This window comes from Pseudarthrobacter sp. SL88 (genome assembly GCF_026672455.1).
In the GTDB taxonomy this organism is placed as follows: Bacteria; Actinomycetota; Actinomycetes; order Actinomycetales; family Micrococcaceae; genus Arthrobacter.
In genome coordinates, this window is the sequence record NZ_JAPPRD010000001.1 from 3,518,944 (window position 1) to 3,535,904 (window position 16,961).

Here is a 16,961-nt window from a genome sequence, read left to right on the forward strand (position 1 = left end):
AGCGGCACATCAGCTGTTGGCGAGGACCACCGGGATGCTCGCCGTCGGCAGTCCGCTGGGGAACGCTGTGGGTTCCGGTTCCGCGACGGGCTCCAGCTCCACGCTGACGGGATCGGAGCCTACGGCCAGTACCTGGCCCCGCACGTTGACGTCCAGCGGGTCCCCTTCCTGGACGGTGAGGGTGATGGCGCCGGAGGAGAGCCGGACCAGCAGCAGCCGGCCCCTGATCTTGAGGTGGAAAGTCAGCCCGTCCCATTCCTCCGGGAGGCGCGGATCGAAGTACGGCACCGGGCCCTGGTCGCGCAGGCCCGCAAAACCGCACACCAGGGAGCTCCACACCCCGCCGGTGGAGGCAATGTGCACGCCGTCAATGGTGTTGCCGTGGGTGTCGTCCAGGTCGATGAACACCGCGTTGGTGAAGTGCTTCAGGGCCTCCCCGGAGTACCCCACTTCGGCAGCCATGATGCCCTGCACGCATGCAGACAGGGTGGAGTCGCCCGTGGTGATGGGGTCGTAGAAATCGAAGGCCCGCTGTTTCTCACCTGCAGTGAAATCCTGCCATTGCAGGAACATGGCGAGGACGGTGTCAGCCTGCTTGAGCACCTGGTGGCGGTAGATCACCAGCGGGTGGAAATGCAGCAGGAGCGGATATTTGGACCGCGGCGTGGTCCAGTCCCATGGTTCCAGGGTCATGAAGTCGTTGTCCTGGGAGTGGACCTGCATGCGGCTGTCGAACGGCAGGTGCATCAGGTTGGCTGCCGCAGCCCACAGCTGCCGCTCCTCCTGGGCGGCGCCCGGGTGGTCCAGCGCTGCGGCAGCCCGCAGGTTAAACCGGGCCATGACGTTGGTGTAGAGGTTGTCATTTACCACGGCGGTGTACTCGTCAGGGCCGGTGACACCGTGAATGTGGAACAGGCCGTCCTTGCCGAAGAAGCCCAGCGAGATCCACATGCGGGCGGTCTCCATCAGCAGCTCAGCTCCCATGCCCTCCCGGAACGCGGAATCGCCGGTGGCCCAAAGGTAACGGTTGGTGGCGAACGCTATGGCGGCCGCGATGTGGAACTGAGCGGTGCCCGCGGCGTAGTAGGCGCTGGCTTCAAGGCCGTTAATGGTCCGCCACGGGAACAGGGCGCCGTCCACGCTGAGTTCCTTGGCACGGACCTTGGCCTCGGGCAGCATGGCATGCCGGAACTCCAGGACCTGCCGGGCACCGTCCGGGTTCGTATACGTCAGGTACGGCAGCAGGTACACCTCCTGGTCCCAGAAATAGTGGCCCTCGTAGCCGGATCCGGTGACGCCCTTGGCCGGGATGCCCGCCACGTTGGCACGCGCCGTGGCCTGGGCCAGCTGGAACAGGTTCCAGCGGATGGCCTGCTGCAGCTCCGGCTCTCCGCCGTCCACCACGATGTCCGAGGTTGCCCAATAGCCCCGGTAGTGCGCCTCGCTTTCAGCGAAGACGTCCGCGACGGGGCGCAGGCCCGCTTCGGCCAAGGCGGCGGCGTCGACGCCTTCGTCCTGCACGGTCCGGCCGGCGGCGTAGCTGACGCTTTTCTCCAGCCGGAAGGGTTCGCCGGCGCTGACGGCCAGAACGTAGCGGACGCTGCTGTCATCCTGGTCCACCAGGGTTTCGAAAGGCTGGTGGCCGGCGGAGGTCCAGTGGTCCACGGCCAGTCCTACACGCTGCTTGGATTCTGCGGCTTCCCAGGAGAGCCGCAGTGATCCGTCGCCGCCATCCAGCCGCAGCGGCAGCAGGACCCGTCCGGCGTGGCGGCCGGCGCGGCGCGGATCGTGGGCGGAGTGGTCCTCTACCGGCTGGTCCTGCCGGTTGAGCACTGACGAGGTGACGTCGAGCGAAATATCGCGGTCCGCCGAAACTTCGAGGGAAAGGCCCAGGCTGCCCCGGGATTCGTACCCCACCGCACGGCGTTCGGTGGTGGTGACCACGGATCCGGACCGGCACTGCCAAGTGATGCGGCACTCGTAGATGCCGGTGGAGAAGTCAACGCTCCGCCGGTAGTCCAGTACCTCCGATTCGGCAAGGCCCAGGGACTCACCGTCCACTACGACGGTGAAGTTGTTGGCGTCCGGGATGTACAGGATGCGCTGGCCGGTCCGCGCGAATCCGAAGGCGTTCTCGGCGTGCTTAATGTCCCAGGTTTCGTGCAGCCCGTTGATGAAGCTGCCGGGAAGTTCGGCATCCGCCGCTGCCCAATGGGCGCCACGGATTCCGAGGTGGCCGTTGCCCAGGGAAAAGAGCGTTTCAAGCGTCCCTGCGTTTCCAGGCTCGTGGCGGGTTTCCACCAGTTGCCAGGGAGTGTTGGGGAACCGTTCGCGGTCCGCAGAGATGAGAGCCATGGTGTTGGGTCCTTTAGGCATGCTGTGCACCGGCGCAGGTCCGGCATAGGGGATTCGAGGTGAAAGCTTGCCCGGATGGGTGCTGCCCGGGGGTGGCAGCGGGTCTCCGGTGTGGAACGGGGCTCCCGTCAGGGCAGGAGCTCTCCAAGGTCGTTGACCACCAGGGTTGCCCCGGCTTCGAGGAGGGTTTGGCGCCCGGCACCGCGGTCCACGCCGATGACGGAATGGAACGATCCCGCCTGGCCGGCCTGGACTCCGGAGACAGCGTCCTCCACCACTACGCATTCCTCGCTGGGCAGTTCCAGCAGCCGGGCCGCGTAGGCGTACGTCGCCGGGCTGGGTTTGCCGGGAATTCCTTCGCGGGCGGCCACCACACCGTCCACCACAACGGGGAAATGGTGGCTGAGGCCTGCGGCGGCCAGGACCGCGGGGGCGTTGCGGGAGGATGAGACGACGGCGACCTTCAGTCCGCGGGCCAGCGCGGCTTCGAGGAAACGCACCGAGCCTTCGAACGGCGCGACGCCGGTGCTGACGATGTCGTTGAAGATCCGGTTCTTGCGGTTCCCGAGGCCCTGGACGGTGATGTTGGCGGGATCGTCGTCCAGCGGTCCTTCGGGAAGCTCGATGCTGCGTGAGGCGAGGAAGTCCCGTACGCCGTCGAAGCGCGGCTTGCCGTCGATGTGGTCGAAGTAGTCGCTTTCGCGGTAGCCCTGCGCCTCGGGGTGCCCGGCAAGGAAGCCTTCGAAGAGTTCTTTCCAGGCCTGTTCGTGCACGGTGGCCGTGGGGGTCAACACACCGTCAAGGTCGAACAGGATGGCGGATGCGCCCGTCCAGGCGGCGGTGTCAGCTGCAGTTCGTTGTGTCATCGGCAGTGCGGTGTCCTCTCGGTTTACGGACTGCCGGTCCCGTCCGGACAGCCTGAAGGAGGTGCTGCTGCGCCACATGCACACAGCATCGCCTCCTTGTTCCGCCCACTGCAGGACCGATCATGGCCGTAGACGAGTGTAAGCGCTTGCAAATTTGACTTGCAAATGTTTTATCGCCGTTACCTTGACCGCCTGCGGGTCATTTCAGCACGTAATGCCGAAGGAACGCGCCAACGTCCGCCATCTCGGCTTTCGACATGGCGTGCCCCATTCCGGGATACGTCCGGGCAGTCAGCAGCGTGTGCGCCTCAAGCCATTCACCCGTGTAGGCGGTGGCATCCTCGTTGATCACCAGGTCCGCCTTGTCGCGCCCCCAGAAGAACGGCGGCCTGGTATCGAACTCATCGGTGAGGGCCAGGAGGTCGTTGTCCAGCACAAATCCGGAAAGGCCAACGACGGCGGCGTAGTCGCGGGGGTGGAGGCGCAGGAGGGTGCTGGCCATGGCCATGCCCTGTGAGTAGCCCATCAGGCTCACACTGGTGTGCCGGCCGCGGACGGAGTTGATCCAGCCATGCACGGTGCCGGTGACCGAGATGACGTCGGCAAAGTCGTTGGTGAGGAAATAGTCCAGGAGGAACCAGCCATAGTGGTCTCCGATGGGCATCGGCGCCCGGAGGGCGGCGAAGGTGAACTCCGGAGGGAGGTACTCGAACAGCCGGACCATGCGGGATTCATCCGTGCCATAGCCGTGCATCATCACCAGCAGGGGCGTCCCGGCGCGCTGGTCCTCAGGCTTGGACCACACAACTGTTTCCATCGGACCAGACTAGCGAGGCAACGCGGCGCCCACGCCACGACGGCGATAAACCCAGGCGCCCCGGCAATCACACCAGTCACGCAGAATTTTCCCGGCAACGACTCGGCATCATTCATTGAATCGACTGTGGGTGCACTGTAGCGTGACGCCTACTATCAGCATGCTGACCAGTGACTTTACAGAGCAGTGTCAAAAGCAGGGCAGCGACCTACCCGCAATACCGTGCACCGCCCCACAGGAGCCGCAACCCGCGGCCAGCAGAAGGAGCAAGTCATGAGAATCGGCTCGTCAATCTTCCTTATCGCCCTCGGCGCCATCCTGGCCTGGGCAGTGGCCCCGGGACTCATTCCCTTCGTGGACCAGGCCCTGGTTGGTTACATCCTGATCGCCGTGGGCGTCATCGGCCTGATCGTATCCCTGGTCCTGGCCTCGCCCGGCCGGACGCGGCGGGTCAGCGAGACCCGGTCCGTCGTGGACCCGAACACGGGCGAGCGGATCACCCGGAACGAAAGCCGCGACGGAACCATCTAGGCAGGCCGCCCGCGGGTCATCCAGGACCACGAAAGACCATGAACCCGAGAAGCCGGGCCGGACCACAGCGTCCGGCCCGGCTTTCGCGTCCCGGGGCCTCAACCAAACGAGGAGAACCCAAATATTGTTTCGTGTTGGTTTCCATTGACAAACCAACATAAGCAAAGATAAAGTCAAGTAACTCAACATCATGTGATGCCAGTCACGCCAAACAGGGCGCCGGCCACCACAGCACCAGCAAAGCTACGCAACGGAGGGTACGTGTTCGCCGAGGAACGCCAGCAAAAGATTGCCGAGCTTGTCGCCGGCAGCGGCCGGGTCAGCGTGACCCTGCTGGCTGAGCGCTTCCGCATCACTACCGAAACCGTCCGCCGGGACCTCGCCACCCTCGAGAACGCCGGCACCGTACGCCGCGTGCACGGCGGTGCGGTGGCGGCAGACCGCTTCAGCACCACCGAGGAAAGCGTCACCGAACGCGCCATCCGCCGGCCGGACCAGAAGAGCCGCATCGCCGAGGCCGCACTCGCGCTCATCCCCCGCAACTCCCCCGGCAGCGTCCTGATCGACGGCGGAACCACCACCGAAGTCCTGGCCGACATGCTGGCCCGGCGCACCGCCGTAGAACTTTCCGAATCCGGCGCCGCCGGTACCGAGCTGGTGGCCATCACCCACGCCGTTCCCATTGCCGGCAAGCTCTCCAGCGTCCCCGGCATCGCCCTGCACATCCTGGGCGGCAGGGTCCGCGGCATCACCCAGGTGGCCGTCGGCCAGGCAACGGTGGACGCCGCCGCACGGATTCGCCCCGATATCGCCTTCGTGGGGACCAACGGCATCCACCCCACCTTTGGACTCAGCACTCCCGATCCTGAAGAAGCCGCCGTGAAGGCTGCCTTCGTCCACTCGGCACGCCGCATCGTGGTGCTGGCCGATTCCTCCAAGCTGGACGCGGAAACGCTGGTCCAGTTCGCCTCCCTGAAAGACCTGGACACCTTGATTACAGACAGCGAACCCAGCCCCGAACTCGCCGCAGCCCTGGAAGCGGCCGATGTAGACGTGGTGATCGCATGATCGTCACGTTCACGGCCAACCCCAGCCTGGACCGCACCGTCGCCCTGCCCGGACCGCTGGAACGCGGCGAAGTACAGCGCGCTGTGTCCGTCACCCAGGAATCCGGCGGCAAGGGCGTCAACGTGTCCCGGGCGCTGGTGGCCTCCGGCCTCGAATCCCTGGCCGTCCTGCCGGGCGCGGACAGCGATCCTGTGCTGGCCGGCCTGCGCGCCGGCGCCGTGCCCTTCGTGTCGCTGCCCATCGGCGAACCGCTGCGCACCAACGTGGCCCTCACCGAACCCGGCGGGGTCACCACCAAGATCAACGAACCCGGGCCTGTCCTCGATGACAACCAGCAGGAGGCGCTGCTGAAGCTGCTGCTCGAAAGTTCCCGGGGTGCCGGCTGGGTGGTCCTGGCAGGTTCACTGCCGCCGGGCTTCCCGACAGATTTTTACGCGACGGCGGCCCGCCGCCTGCGTTCAGCTGCCGACGGCGGGTCCCCGGGACGTACGCCACTGATCGCCGTCGACTCGTCCGGCCAGCCACTCGCCGCCGCCCTGACCGGCGGCGCGGAGGGCATGCCGGATCTTTTGAAGCCCAACGCCGAGGAACTGGCGGAACTGGCTGCTGCAGCCGGGTTCGCCACGGCCGCCGCGGACGAACTGGAAGCGGACCCGGCGGCTGCCGCCGAGGCCGCGTCCGCCGTCGTGCGTTCCGGTGTGGGTGCTGTGCTGGCAACTCTCGGTTCCAAGGGAGCTGTCCTCGTAACGGCCGACGGCGCGTGGCTGGCCACGCATCCGCCGGTCGCCGCAGTGAGCACGGTGGGTGCGGGAGATTCCGCACTGGCCGGCTACCTGCTCGCCCACGGCCGGGGCGCCGCCCCTGCCGACTGCCTGCGTCAGGCGGTGGCCCATGGAGCCGCCGCCGCCTCCCTGCCCGGTTCAACGGTTCCGGCAGTGCACCAAACCACCCCGGAAGCCGTAACCATCACGGCCCTTCGAAAGGATTGACAGTGACTCAGCTCATCACCACGGAACTGGTCGAGCTCGACCAGAACCTGGGCAACGACCCCGAGGCGGTGATCCGGCACCTGGCAAGCAAGGTTGCTGCCACCGGACGCGCAACAGAGGTTGAAGGCCTCTTTGCCGACGCCTACGCCCGCGAACAGAAGACCGCCACCGGCATTCCGGGCGGCATTGCCATCCCGCACTGCCGCTCGGCTGCGGTCGTCGAGCCCACCCTGGCCATGGCCCGCCTGTCCCCCAAGGTGGACTTCGGCGCCAAGGACGGCCCCGCGGACCTCGTGTTCTTCATTGCCGCTCCGGACGGTGCCGACCAGGCCCACCTGAAGCTGCTCTCCAAGCTGGCCCGGTCCCTGATCAAAAAGGACTTCACGGCCGCCCTCCGCAACGCCTCCTCCGAGGCGGAAATCGTGGAGCTCGTTGACGGCGCCCTGGCAGACAAGCCGGCGGCCCACGCTGCCGCGGCACCTGCTGACGCTGCTCCGGCGGCTGCCACGGCCTCCGCAGGTTCAGGTGCCGGTGCTGCGGCTGCCGGTCCCAAGCGCCTCGTGGCCGTCACCGCGTGCCCCACCGGCATCGCACACACGTACATGGCCGCTGACTCGCTGGTTGCCGCCGCCCAGGAAATGGGCGTGGACCTGCAGGTTGAAACCCAGGGTTCTTCCGGCGCCAAGCCGCTGGACCCCGCCGTCATCGCAGCAGCGGACGCCGTGATCTTCGCCGTTGACGTGGACGTCCGCGGCAAGGAGCGCTTCGCCGGCAAGCCCGTCATCAACGCCCCCGTCAAGCGCGGCATCGACGAGCCCGCCAAGATGGTCCAGGAAGCACTCGCTGCGGCTGAGAATCCGAATGCGCGCCGCGTCCCCCACTTCGGGGCGGAGGAGCAGGCCGAGAACGAGGCCACCGAAAAGGGCGAGCACATCGGCCAGAAGCTGAAGCGGGCACTCCTCACCGGTGTCAGCTACATGATCCCGTTCGTTGCCGGCGGCGGCCTGCTGATCGCCCTCGGGTTCCTGCTGGGCGGCTATGACATCACCGGCGTGGCGGACAAGGTGGTGCTGGAAAACAGCTTCGCCAACCTCCCCGAAGGCGGACTGGCCATTTACCTGGGCGCTGTCTTCTTCAAGATCGGCGCCCTGTCCATGGGCTTCCTGGTTCCTGCGCTGGCCGGCTACATCGCCTACGCGATCGCTGACCGCCCGGGCATCGCACCCGGTTTCGTGGCCGGCGCAGTTTCCGGATTCATGGGCGCCGGGTTCCTCGGCGGCATCGTGGGCGGCCTGCTGGCCGGCTACATCGCGCACCTGATCGGCACCTGGCAGGTGGCCCGCTGGCTGCGTGGCCTCATGCCGGTGGTCATCATCCCGCTGCTGGCTTCCATCGTGGCTTCGGGCCTCATGTTCCTGGTCCTCGGCGGTCCCATCGCGGGCCTCACCACCGCACTCAACACCTGGCTGTCCGGCATGACCGGTGCTTCCGCTGTGGTCCTGGGCATCATCCTGGGCCTCATGATGTGCTTCGACCTGGGCGGCCCGGTCAACAAGGTGGCCTACGCCTTCGCCGTGGCCGGCCTGAGCGCCGGCAGCGCCACCAACCAGGCACCGTGGCAGATCATGGCCACCGTCATGGCAGCGGGTATGGTCCCGCCGCTGGCCATGGCCCTGGCCACCGTCCTGGACAAAAAGCTCTTCAGCCTGGCTGAACGCGAAAACGGCAAGGCAGCCTGGCTGCTGGGCGCTTCGTTCATCTCCGAAGGCGCCATCCCGTTCGCCGCTGCCGATCCGCTGCGCGTCATCCCCGCCAGCATGCTGGGCGGTGCGCTCACCGGTGCCCTCACCATGGCCTTCAACGTCACGTCGCAGGCACCCCACGGCGGTATCTTCGTCTTCTTCGCCATTGGCAACGTGCTGATGTTCATCGTGTCGATCATTGCCGGCACCGTGGTCAGTGCGCTGGCCGTGGTGGCGCTCAAGCGCTGGGCAGTGAAGAAGAGCGTTGATACGGTTGAACCGGTTCCCGTAACCGTCTGATCCGGCCCACCGACACAAACTCACCGGCGCTGAACCGTCAGCTCGCCGAAAGACAAAGGAGCAACAATGCCAGAACGCACCGCAACCGTCGCCAGCCGCGTGGGCCTGCACGCCCGTCCCGCCGCCATCTTTGCCGAGGCAGCCGGCGAGTTCGACCTGGACATCACCATCGCCCGTGAAGGCGAGCCTGCCGACGAGGCCATGGACGCGGCCAGCATCCTGTCCCTCATGAGCCTGGGTGCCTCACACGGCGACAAGGTGGTCCTCCGGGCCGAGGGCACAGGTGCAGACGATGCACTGGAACGCCTGGTGCAGATCCTGGAAACGGACCACGACGCCGAGTAGCAGGCAGGCTGCCCGGCAGCCGGACTAAGCCAAGCGGCCGCCGTCGCGCCTTCCCCTCGTGGGAACGGCACGACGGCGGCCGCTGGCGTTAAGCGTCCGGGTCGCCTCCCCGCGGCCGCGCCCAACTGGGTCGCAGTAGATGTCGTTATGAGCGTCCAAAACGACATCTACTGCTACCTGGTTGGAGGAAGGGGACGGTCAGGGGCGTTCGGCGATCGCTTTCACGTCGGCCACGAGCTTGTCCCACATGCCCTTCGAGTGGTTTGCTGCCTCTTGGCTCGGGTTGTTGTCTTGGGCGAGCGTGAGGTGGGTGCCACCGTCACGGTCCTGCAGCGTCCAGGTCAGGGTGTGGTAGTTTTCCGGCACGTCGTCCTCGCCGCTGAGGGCGCTGAAATGGGTGTGCACCAGTCTCCGGCCGGGATCCACCTCCAGCACCTTGCCCCTGTCCTGGTACGGCTTGCCGTCCCATTCGCCGCTCCAGGTAATGGGGCTTCCCTCCGCCCAGTCCGTTTCCAGTTTGGCCCCGAACATGAACTCCCTGGCGGCTGCTGGGTCCGTGATGACGTTCCAGACGCGGTCCGGCGGGGCGTCGATGGTGGTGCTGGATGTTGCCGTGAAGTCGCCGGGCATGTCAGGCCTTCCTCGCGGTGAACAGCAGGTATTCCCACTCCATCTGGAACGGGGTGTCGCCATGGGCGTCGCCGAAGGAATCGGCGAGCTCCGTCAGCGCCTGGTCCAGTTCCCTGACCTTGTCCGCGTCGGCGCCGATGTACTTGTAGACGGCGATGGTGGGGCCGTAATGGGATTTGAAGTAGCGGACGAAGTCGCCCGGCTGGTGGAAACTCCGTACCGCCAGGGCCTGCTTGCGGACGGTCACGTCGGTGACCCTGTCCCCCAGCAGTTCACGGACGTGCTCCTCGCTCCCCCACAGCGGTGCCGGCTGCGCCCCCGGCGGTGGCGGCGGCGCAAACGGCTTCATGGTGGCGAACATCCGCCCAACGAAGCCCTCCGGGGTCCAGCTGAGCAGTCCGATGTTCCCGCCGGGCTTGCACACGCGGAGGATCTCGTCCGCCGCCGCCTGGTGCCGCGGCGCGAACATGGCACCCAGGCAGGACATCACGACGTCGAACGCGGCGTCGTCGAACGGCAGCGCCTCGGCGTCGGCTTCTTTCCATTCCAGGCTGACGCCACGGTTGCCGGCTTCGCGCCGTCCGGCCTCGAAGAGCTCCGGGGTGAGGTCCGAGGCCACCACCTTGGCGCCCATCATGGCCGCGGGGATGGCTGCGTTCCCTGACCCGGCGGCCACGTCCAGCACCCGGTGGCGGGAGCGGACGCCGCACGCTTCCACCAGGATGGCGCCCAGCTCCAGGAGCATTTCATCCGCCAGCGCGGGGTAATCCCCGGACGCCCACATGGCACGGTGCTTCTGTTTCAGCGCCCGGTCCGCCTCGGCCGCATCGGTCTGCTCAGTCATGGTCCGCGCTCCTCATCGAGCCGTTGGGGTTTCAGCGCGCTGCGGGCACAGCGGCGCTGCGATGCGACTCATTGTGGCCGCGCGGGCACCGGCTGTAAAGGTGGTCCGGCTATTTGCCGGGCCCGCGGCAGGGTCCCCGCCCCGACCTACGCCGGCTTGCGCGCCCTGGTGGTAGCCTTCGCGGCAGGTTTTTCGGTGTTCTTTGACGCGGCCGCCTTGGTCCCGGCGGATTTGCCGGCGGCGGACTTTGCGGCAGCGGACTGTGTGCCCGCGGACTTTGCCGAGGTGCTCCTTGTTGAAGTGCCCTTGGCTGTGGTGCTCTCGGACGCCGTCGATTTGGCAGCCGCGGACCGGGTGCCGGTTTTGGTGTCCGTCGCCTTGGCAGCCGACGTCCTCGAAGCAGCGGCAGTCCCGGTTCCCGACGACCGTGTACCGGAGGACCTCCGCGCGGGCTTGGCCGTCTTGTCCCCCGCGTCCTCCGACCCGCCGTCGGCGGACTCTTCCTCTTCGGAATCCGCCGCGCCCGGGGCCACTGCCGCGCCGCCGCGTTTCCGGTCGAGGCTGCGCTTCAGGGCCTCCATCAGGTCGATGACCTCGCCCTTGCCACCGTCGCCCGCTTCGACGCCGAACGTTTCGTCCGTGTCCAGGGACTCGCCCTGCTCCAGCTTGGCGTCGATAAGCTTCCGCAGCTGCACCTGGTAGTCGTCGGTAAAGGACTCCGGTTCAAAGTCCGCGGCCATCGATTCGACCAGCGCTGCGGACATGTCACGTTCCTGGGCGGAGATTTTGATGGCTGTGTCCAGGGCCGGGAAGTTGGCCTCACGCACCTCGTCCGGCCACAGAAGGGACTGCAGCACCAGGACGTCATCCTTGATCCGCAGCGCCCCCAGCCGGGTCTTCTCGCGCAGGGCGTACTGGACGATGGCCACCCGGTCGGTGTCCTCGAGGGCCCGGCGCAGCAGCACGTAGGCCTTGGGCGACTTGGAGTCCGGTTCCAGGTAATAGCTCTTCTCGAACATCATCGGTTCGAGCTGCTCGGACGGGACGAACTGCACCACTTCGATTTCGTGGCTGTTTTCCGCCGGGATGGCCTTCAGCTCGTCCTTGGACAGCACCACCGTCCGGCCGTCCTCTTCAAAGGCCTTCTCGATGTCCGAGTAGTCGATCACCTGCCCGCAGACCTCGCAACGGCGCTGGTAGCGGATCCTTCCGCCGTCCGCGTTGTGGACCTGGTGCAGACTGATGTCATGATCCTCTGTGGCGCTGTAGACCTTAACGGGCACGTTGACCAGCCCAAACGCGATGGCGCCCTTCCAGATGGCTCTCATCCCTACAGTCAACATCACGCCGGGCCGGAGGTGAAGACCCTTGGCTTCTAAGGAACGTGTCCGCGTGGCCGGGCGGGAGCTGACGCTGACCAACCTGGACAAAATCATCTACCCGGAAACCGGCACCACCAAGGCCGATGTACTGGCCTACTACGCCGCAGTGGCCCATGTCCTCATCCCCGCCGCAGCCAACCGGCCCGCCACCCGGAAACGCTGGGTGAACGGCGTCGGCACCACAGGGAAGCCCGGCGAGGTCTTCTTCCAAAAGAACCTGGAGGACTCCGCCCCCGGGTGGCTTCCACGCGCCGCCATCACCCACAAGGACCGGACCATCCACTACCCCATGGTCAACGATCCCGCCGTGCTCACTTGGTTCGGGCAGATCAACTCGCTCGAAATCCATGTCCCCCAGTGGCGGGTGGATTCCCAGGGCAACCAGCTGAACCCGGACCGGCTGGTCCTGGACCTGGACCCCGGCGAGGGTGCCGGCCTCGCCGAATGCCGTGAAGTGGCGCTGCTGGCCCGCGCCATCCTGCAGGACGTGGGCCTGGACCCGGTCCCCGTCACCAGCGGCAGCAAGGGCATCCACCTGTACGCACCCCTGGACGGCACGCAGACCTCGGACCAGATCTCGGAGTTCGCCCGGGAACTGGCGCGGGCCCTGGAGTCCGACCACCCGGACCTCGCCGTCAGCGACATGAAGAAGACCCTCCGCAAGGGCAAGGTCCTGGTGGACTGGAGCCAGAACAACGCCGCGAAAACCACCATCGTGCCCTACTCCCTGCGCGGCCGGCCCACGCCGATGGTCGCGGCGCCGCGGACGTGGCGGGAGATCAGCTCCCCCACGCTCAAGCACCTCGACTACCGCGAGGTGCTGCGCCGGGTGCAGGAGGGCAAGGACCCGTTCGCCGCCGTCGTCCGCGCAGTTGGAACGCTCGGGGAAGGCGACCCCGGCACCGGGCAGGACGGCGGGAATCCCCGCCTGGTGAAGTACCGTTCGATGCGCGACCCGGAGGCCACACCTGAGCCGTTCAGTGGCGCACCGCGCGGCGGCGACGCGTTCGTGATCCAGGAACACCACGCCAGCCGCCTGCACTGGGACCTCAGGCTGGAGCACGAGGGGGTCCTGGCCTCCTGGGCGCTCCCCAGGGGTGTGCCGGAGTCCGGCGGCAAGAACCACCTGGCCGTCCAGACCGAGGACCACCCCATGGACTACCTCACCTTCCACGGCACCATCCCCAAGGGTGAGTACGGCGCCGGCGAGATGACCATCTGGGATACCGGCACGTATGAGCTGCACAAGTGGATCAACGGCAAGGAGGTAATCGTCACCCTCACCGGCTCCGAGGGCGGCGGGCTGGGCGGCACCAGGAAGGTGGCACTCATCCATACCGGCCGCGGCCAGGGCAGCGACGCCGAAAAGCAGTGGCTGATCCACCTGATGGACAAGGAGGACCAGGGCGGACGACGGCGGAACGCACCTTCGTCCGCGGAGCCTGCGGACCGTGCCAAGCCGGCAGACGGCGCCAAACAGGTGGACAAGGCCGGAAAAGCCGGGAACGCCCCCGGCCAACCGGAGGACTCCCCTGTTCGGGTTTCCTTTGACGATTTCGGCCCCATGATGGCCACTGCGGGAGTCCCCTCAGACCTCGTCGGCAGCGACTGGCAGGTTGAACTCAAATGGGACGGGGTACGTGCCATCCTCGTGGCGGATGAGTCCACCGTCCGCATCTTCAGCCGCAACGGCAACGACGTCACCAAAACCTACCCCGAGCTGACGGACAGGCGGTGCTGGCCGGAGCAGCCGTTCGTGGCCGACGGTGAGATCATCGCCGTCGGGCCCTCCGGCAGGCCGGATTTCGGGCTGCTGCAGGGCAGGATGAAGCTCATCCGCGCCGCCGACGTCGCCAAAGCGCAGAAAGCCATTCCCGTCCGGCTGATGCTCTTCGACCTCCTGTACGACGGCGGCACCGACCTCCGGCGCCTCCCGCTCAGCAAGCGGCGCGCACGGCTTGAACAGTTCTTCCGGCCCTCGGACTGCCCCGTGGAACTGTCCACGGTGCTGGATGACCCCGTGCAACACATCATGGACAGCGCACAGGAGCTGGGGCTCGAGGGCGTGATGGCCAAGCGCACTGACAGCCGCTACGTCAGCGGACAGCGGACGCGCACCTGGATCAAACTCAAGACAGAGCGCACCCAGGAAGTGGTGGTGGGCGGCTGGCGGCCGGGCAAGGGCGGCCGCCAGGAAACGGTGGGGTCCCTGCTGGTGGGCATCCCCGACGGGAACAAACTCCAGTATGTGGGCCGGGTGGGCAGCGGATTCAGTAGCCGTGAGCTGGCCGAACTGCGGCAAACCGTGGAGCAGCTGGCCCGGAAGACCTCACCGTTCCACGAAGTTCCCCGGCCTGACTCCGCGGACGCGCACTGGGTCACGCCGCAGCTCGTGGGTGAGGTGACCTACGGCGAGTGGACGGGCCCGGGGCGGTTGCGGCATCCCCGGTGGCGGGGCTGGCGCCTGGACAAGGACCCGTCAGAGGTGGTCCGGGAGGATTGACGGCCTTGCTGGCGGCAACGAGGCTCAGCAACGAGGCCCCGGCGACGCGCAGGCTCGCCCGTGACGCGGAAATTCCCTGCCGCTCCGCATATAAGGGCGCGCCAGGGAATTTCCGTGTCGGTGATGAATGTGTGGTTCGCCCGTCTTAAGACGAGTGCGGCATCTGCGGCTTCCCGGTCCGGTGGACGGCGGCCACGGAGGCTTCGTGGCCCATCCGCCCGTGGCCGGATCCCCGGTCCTTCGGGTGGCGGCGCTTGCCGTTACCGTCAGGCCAGGAGTTTTGCCGCGGCATGGCGCCAGCAGCGGTGGTGGCCGCTGCCGGCAGGTCCGGGGTGTCCATTGCCGCTGCCAGATGGTCCGCCATCTCCGGATTGAGGTGGGATTTGGGGTTTTCGTCAGCCATTTTTCTTCCTTTCCACGATGAAATGAAGTCTTGAAGAGAGAGGCATCTGGGCCTCCTTATTCGCCGGTCATGCCGGCACATTCGTGAGGTCTGCGCTGTGAGGCTCAGCAGCGCCGGCGTGTCTGGCTCGGTGTCGGGCAGAGGGGATTTCCCGGCCGCACGCGTCTACTATTCGAAAATCAGTGTTCCCATGGCTCAACCATAGGCAACGGCCCGGTGCCTGTGAACCCCCGGCACCGCCTGGAGGCGCCAAAAACGGCGGCGAAAATCCTCCGCGATGGCAGTGTCGGCCGTCACATCCAGCGCCCGATCACGGCCAAAACCGTGCCCCAACGAACGGTTACGGAAAAAGATTCGGTGACGGTGGACACAATCAGCATGCTTCCCAGTATTCATAAGGGAAAACCAGCGAAATCAACCCGCAAAAGTTGGTCTGAAACGTGCGTAAAGGGGTAGACGGTACGGCATCAAACGGGCGAACGCTACAAAATCGGCGTAAAATTGAAGGCCTGCCCGGAGCGGGGCAGCAAGTAGTCGCAAGCAAATGACCTCCACAGGAGCTGACCAAATGCCCACAGACCAAAGCAACACCGACTCTTCAGCAGGCGCCAGGAACGCCCGCGGAACAGAACCAGCAGCAGTGAAAGCCGCCAAAAAGCCCAAGCTCCTTCCGCGGCGCCGGCTCAAGGAATCAGACGTCAACGTGGTTGACCAGCCGATGCTGAAGAAGGCCCTCGGCGGCACCATCGTAGGCAACACCATGGAATGGTACGACGTAGGCGTTTTCGGCTACCTCATCACCACCATGGGTCCGGTCTTCCTGCCGGAATCCGATCCCACGACGCGCAACCTGTTCCTGTTGGGCACGTTCGCTGCAACCTTCATCGCCCGCCCGCTCGGCGGCGTCGTATTCGGCTGGCTGGGCGACAAGGTGGGCCGGCAAAAGATCCTTGCCACCACGCTGATGATCATGGCCGCCAGCACGTTCGCTGTCGGCCTGTTGCCGGGCTACGCGCAAATCGGTTTGTGGGCAGCAGCGCTGCTGGTGCTGCTTAAGGTGATCCAGGGCTTCTCCACCGGCGGTGAGTACGCCGGTGCCACCACGTTCGTCAGCGAATACGCCGCCGACAAGCGCCGCGGCTTCTTTGCCAGCTTCCTTGACCTGGGCAGCTACATGGGCTTTGCCATGGGCGCTGCATTGGTTTCGGTCCTGCAGCTGACCCTGGGCCAGGACACCATGGAGCAGTGGGGCTGGCGCATCCCGTTCCTCTTGGCAGGTCCGCTGGGCCTGATCGCGGTGTACTTCCGGAGCAAGATCGAGGAGTCCCCGCAGTTCCAGGCCACCCTGGACGCCCAGGAGGAAAACGCCAAGAACGCCACCGGAGGCGACACCGCCGCTGCCAAGGGCCCGGTGGGAATCATCAAAGCCTACTGGCGGCCCATCGTCGTTGCCATGGTGGTGGTGGCTGCAGCCAACACCGCCGGCTACGCGCTGACGTCCTATATGCCGACGTACCTCACAACGTCCAAGGGCTACGACGAAGTGCACGGCACGCTGCTGACCATCCCGGTCCTGGTCATCATGAGCCTCTGCATTCCGCTGACCGGCAAATTGTCCGATCGCATCGGCCGCCGTCCCGTGCTGTGGGTTGGCGCGGTGAGCACCATTGTCCTGGCCATCCCGGCCTTCCTGCTGATCGGCGTTGGAGAAGTGTGGTCCACCCTGGCCGGACTGGCCCTGGTCGCTTTCCCCGTGACCTTCTACGTGGCCAACCTGGCGTCCTCCCTGCCGGCACAGTTCCCCACGTCCAGCCGATACGGCGCCATGGGTATTGCCTACAACTTTGCGGTGGCCATCTTCGGCGGCACCACTCCCTTCATCGTCGAACTGCTGATCAAGTCGACCGGCAATGACATGATGCCCGCCTACTACCTGATGGCAACCTCCCTGGTGGGCGCCGTGGCCATCTACTTCCTGAAGGAATCGGCCAACCGCCCGCTTCCGGGATCCATGCCCAGCGTGGACACCGAGGCGGAGGCCCGCGAGCTGGTCAAGACCCAGGACGAGAACCCGCTGATCAACGTTGACGAGCTGCCGTTCGACACCCATCCGCAGGACGGCGGGAAAACGCCGGTCAGCGCCTAACCGGCCAACTGTTCCGCTCCGTTACACGGACCGCCGCACC

General features: G+C 66.3%; 14 protein-coding genes. 7 read left to right on the forward strand and 7 right to left on the reverse strand.

Annotated features, from left to right (window positions below):
- Window positions 1–9: 9 nt before the first annotated feature.
- The 3 genes from OVA06_RS15925 to OVA06_RS15935 all read right to left on the reverse strand — a co-directional run bounded on the left by OVA06_RS15925 (window position 10) and on the right by OVA06_RS15935 (window position 4,038).
- Window positions 10–2,355 (reverse strand): glycoside hydrolase family 65 protein, encoded by a 2,346-nt coding sequence (locus OVA06_RS15925; RefSeq protein ID WP_268159626.1) that lies wholly within the window; start codon window positions 2,353–2,355, stop codon window positions 10–12.
- 128 nt (window positions 2,356–2,483) lie between these two features.
- Complete coding sequence (locus OVA06_RS15930) at window positions 2,484–3,221, reverse strand: HAD family hydrolase (RefSeq protein WP_268159629.1); 738 nt, start codon at window positions 3,219–3,221, stop codon at window positions 2,484–2,486.
- A 199-nt stretch (window positions 3,222–3,420) separates the two neighbouring features.
- Window positions 3,421–4,038, reverse strand: a complete 618-nt coding sequence (locus tag OVA06_RS15935; RefSeq protein ID WP_056082413.1) for an alpha/beta hydrolase — start codon at window positions 4,036–4,038, stop codon at window positions 3,421–3,423.
- Window positions 4,039–4,311: 273 nt separating this feature from the next.
- On the opposite strand from OVA06_RS15935, the gene OVA06_RS15940 reads away from it, so the two are divergent.
- The 5 genes from OVA06_RS15940 (at window position 4,312) to OVA06_RS15960 (ending at window position 9,013) form a co-directional block, all read left to right on the forward strand.
- The gene (locus tag OVA06_RS15940) at window positions 4,312–4,569 is read left to right on the forward strand and encodes a DUF6458 family protein (RefSeq protein WP_268159632.1); all 258 of its coding nucleotides are present in this window, start codon (window positions 4,312–4,314) and stop codon (window positions 4,567–4,569) included.
- A 261-nt stretch (window positions 4,570–4,830) separates the two neighbouring features.
- The gene (locus OVA06_RS15945; protein ID WP_261621178.1) at window positions 4,831–5,637 is read left to right on the forward strand and encodes a DeoR/GlpR family DNA-binding transcription regulator; all 807 of its coding nucleotides are present in this window, start codon (window positions 4,831–4,833) and stop codon (window positions 5,635–5,637) included.
- Window positions 5,634–6,626, forward strand: a complete 993-nt coding sequence (locus OVA06_RS15950) for a 1-phosphofructokinase family hexose kinase (protein ID WP_056082419.1) — start codon at window positions 5,634–5,636, stop codon at window positions 6,624–6,626. Before OVA06_RS15945 ends, OVA06_RS15950 begins: the two co-directional genes overlap by 4 nt.
- 2 nt (window positions 6,627–6,628) lie before the next feature.
- Window positions 6,629–8,668, forward strand: coding sequence for a PTS fructose transporter subunit IIABC (locus OVA06_RS15955; RefSeq protein WP_056082422.1), 2,040 nt, complete (start codon window positions 6,629–6,631; stop codon window positions 8,666–8,668).
- 66 nt (window positions 8,669–8,734) lie between these two features.
- Window positions 8,735–9,013 carry an HPr family phosphocarrier protein gene (locus tag OVA06_RS15960; RefSeq protein WP_056082425.1) on the forward strand — a complete coding sequence of 93 codons (279 nt, stop codon included), beginning with the start codon at window positions 8,735–8,737 and terminating at the stop codon, window positions 9,011–9,013.
- 198 nt (window positions 9,014–9,211) lie between these two features.
- Here OVA06_RS15960 and OVA06_RS15965 read toward each other — a convergent pair whose 3' ends face one another.
- From OVA06_RS15965 to ku, 3 genes are all read right to left on the reverse strand, one after another.
- Window positions 9,212–9,643, reverse strand: a complete 432-nt coding sequence (locus OVA06_RS15965; protein ID WP_268159634.1) for an SRPBCC domain-containing protein — start codon at window positions 9,641–9,643, stop codon at window positions 9,212–9,214.
- A gap of 1 nt (window position 9,644) precedes the next feature.
- Window positions 9,645–10,487 carry a class I SAM-dependent methyltransferase gene (locus tag OVA06_RS15970; RefSeq protein WP_268159636.1) on the reverse strand — a complete coding sequence of 281 codons (843 nt, stop codon included), beginning with the start codon at window positions 10,485–10,487 and terminating at the stop codon, window positions 9,645–9,647.
- A gap of 146 nt (window positions 10,488–10,633) precedes the next feature.
- The gene (gene ku / locus OVA06_RS15975; RefSeq protein WP_268159638.1) at window positions 10,634–11,815 is read right to left on the reverse strand and encodes a non-homologous end joining protein Ku; all 1,182 of its coding nucleotides are present in this window, start codon (window positions 11,813–11,815) and stop codon (window positions 10,634–10,636) included.
- A 40-nt stretch (window positions 11,816–11,855) separates the two neighbouring features.
- Between ku and OVA06_RS15980 the strand changes: the two genes are divergently transcribed.
- Window positions 11,856–14,372: an ATP-dependent DNA ligase gene (locus tag OVA06_RS15980; RefSeq protein ID WP_268159640.1), complete on the forward strand. Its 2,517-nt coding sequence runs from the start codon at window positions 11,856–11,858 to the stop codon at window positions 14,370–14,372.
- Window positions 14,373–14,517: 145 nt separating this feature from the next.
- Here OVA06_RS15980 and OVA06_RS15985 read toward each other — a convergent pair whose 3' ends face one another.
- On the reverse strand, window positions 14,518–14,775 hold the full coding sequence (locus OVA06_RS15985; protein ID WP_056082444.1) for a hypothetical protein: 258 nt from the start codon (window positions 14,773–14,775) through the stop codon (window positions 14,518–14,520).
- A 568-nt stretch (window positions 14,776–15,343) separates the two neighbouring features.
- On the opposite strand from OVA06_RS15985, the gene OVA06_RS15990 reads away from it, so the two are divergent.
- Window positions 15,344–16,921, forward strand: coding sequence for an MFS transporter (locus OVA06_RS15990; protein WP_268159642.1), 1,578 nt, complete (start codon window positions 15,344–15,346; stop codon window positions 16,919–16,921).
- Window positions 16,922–16,961: the final 40 nt, after the last annotated feature.

What these genes read in the sequence shown, in the direction of transcription:
- OVA06_RS15950 (WP_056082419.1), top strand. Translation starts at nt 5,634, where the DNA reads ATGATCGTCACGTTCACGGCCAACCCCAGCCTGGACCGCACCGTCGCC.
- OVA06_RS15940 (WP_268159632.1), top strand. Translation starts at nt 4,312, where the DNA reads ATGAGAATCGGCTCGTCAATCTTCCTTATCGCCCTCGGCGCCATCCTG.
- OVA06_RS15935 (WP_056082413.1), bottom strand. Translation starts at nt 4,038, where the DNA reads ATGGAAACAGTTGTGTGGTCCAAGCCTGAGGACCAGCGCGCCGGGACG.
- OVA06_RS15930 (WP_268159629.1), bottom strand. Translation starts at nt 3,221, where the DNA reads ATGACACAACGAACTGCAGCTGACACCGCCGCCTGGACGGGCGCATCC.
- OVA06_RS15985 (WP_056082444.1), bottom strand. Translation starts at nt 14,775, where the DNA reads ATGGCTGACGAAAACCCCAAATCCCACCTCAATCCGGAGATGGCGGAC.
- OVA06_RS15965 (WP_268159634.1), bottom strand. Translation starts at nt 9,643, where the DNA reads ATGCCCGGCGACTTCACGGCAACATCCAGCACCACCATCGACGCCCCG.
- OVA06_RS15970 (WP_268159636.1), bottom strand. Translation starts at nt 10,487, where the DNA reads ATGACTGAGCAGACCGATGCGGCCGAGGCGGACCGGGCGCTGAAACAG.
- ku (WP_268159638.1), bottom strand. Translation starts at nt 11,815, where the DNA reads ATGAGAGCCATCTGGAAGGGCGCCATCGCGTTTGGGCTGGTCAACGTG.
- OVA06_RS15925 (WP_268159626.1), bottom strand. Translation starts at nt 2,355, where the DNA reads ATGGCTCTCATCTCTGCGGACCGCGAACGGTTCCCCAACACTCCCTGG.
- OVA06_RS15990 (WP_268159642.1), top strand. Translation starts at nt 15,344, where the DNA reads ATGCCCACAGACCAAAGCAACACCGACTCTTCAGCAGGCGCCAGGAAC.
- OVA06_RS15960 (WP_056082425.1), top strand. Translation starts at nt 8,735, where the DNA reads ATGCCAGAACGCACCGCAACCGTCGCCAGCCGCGTGGGCCTGCACGCC.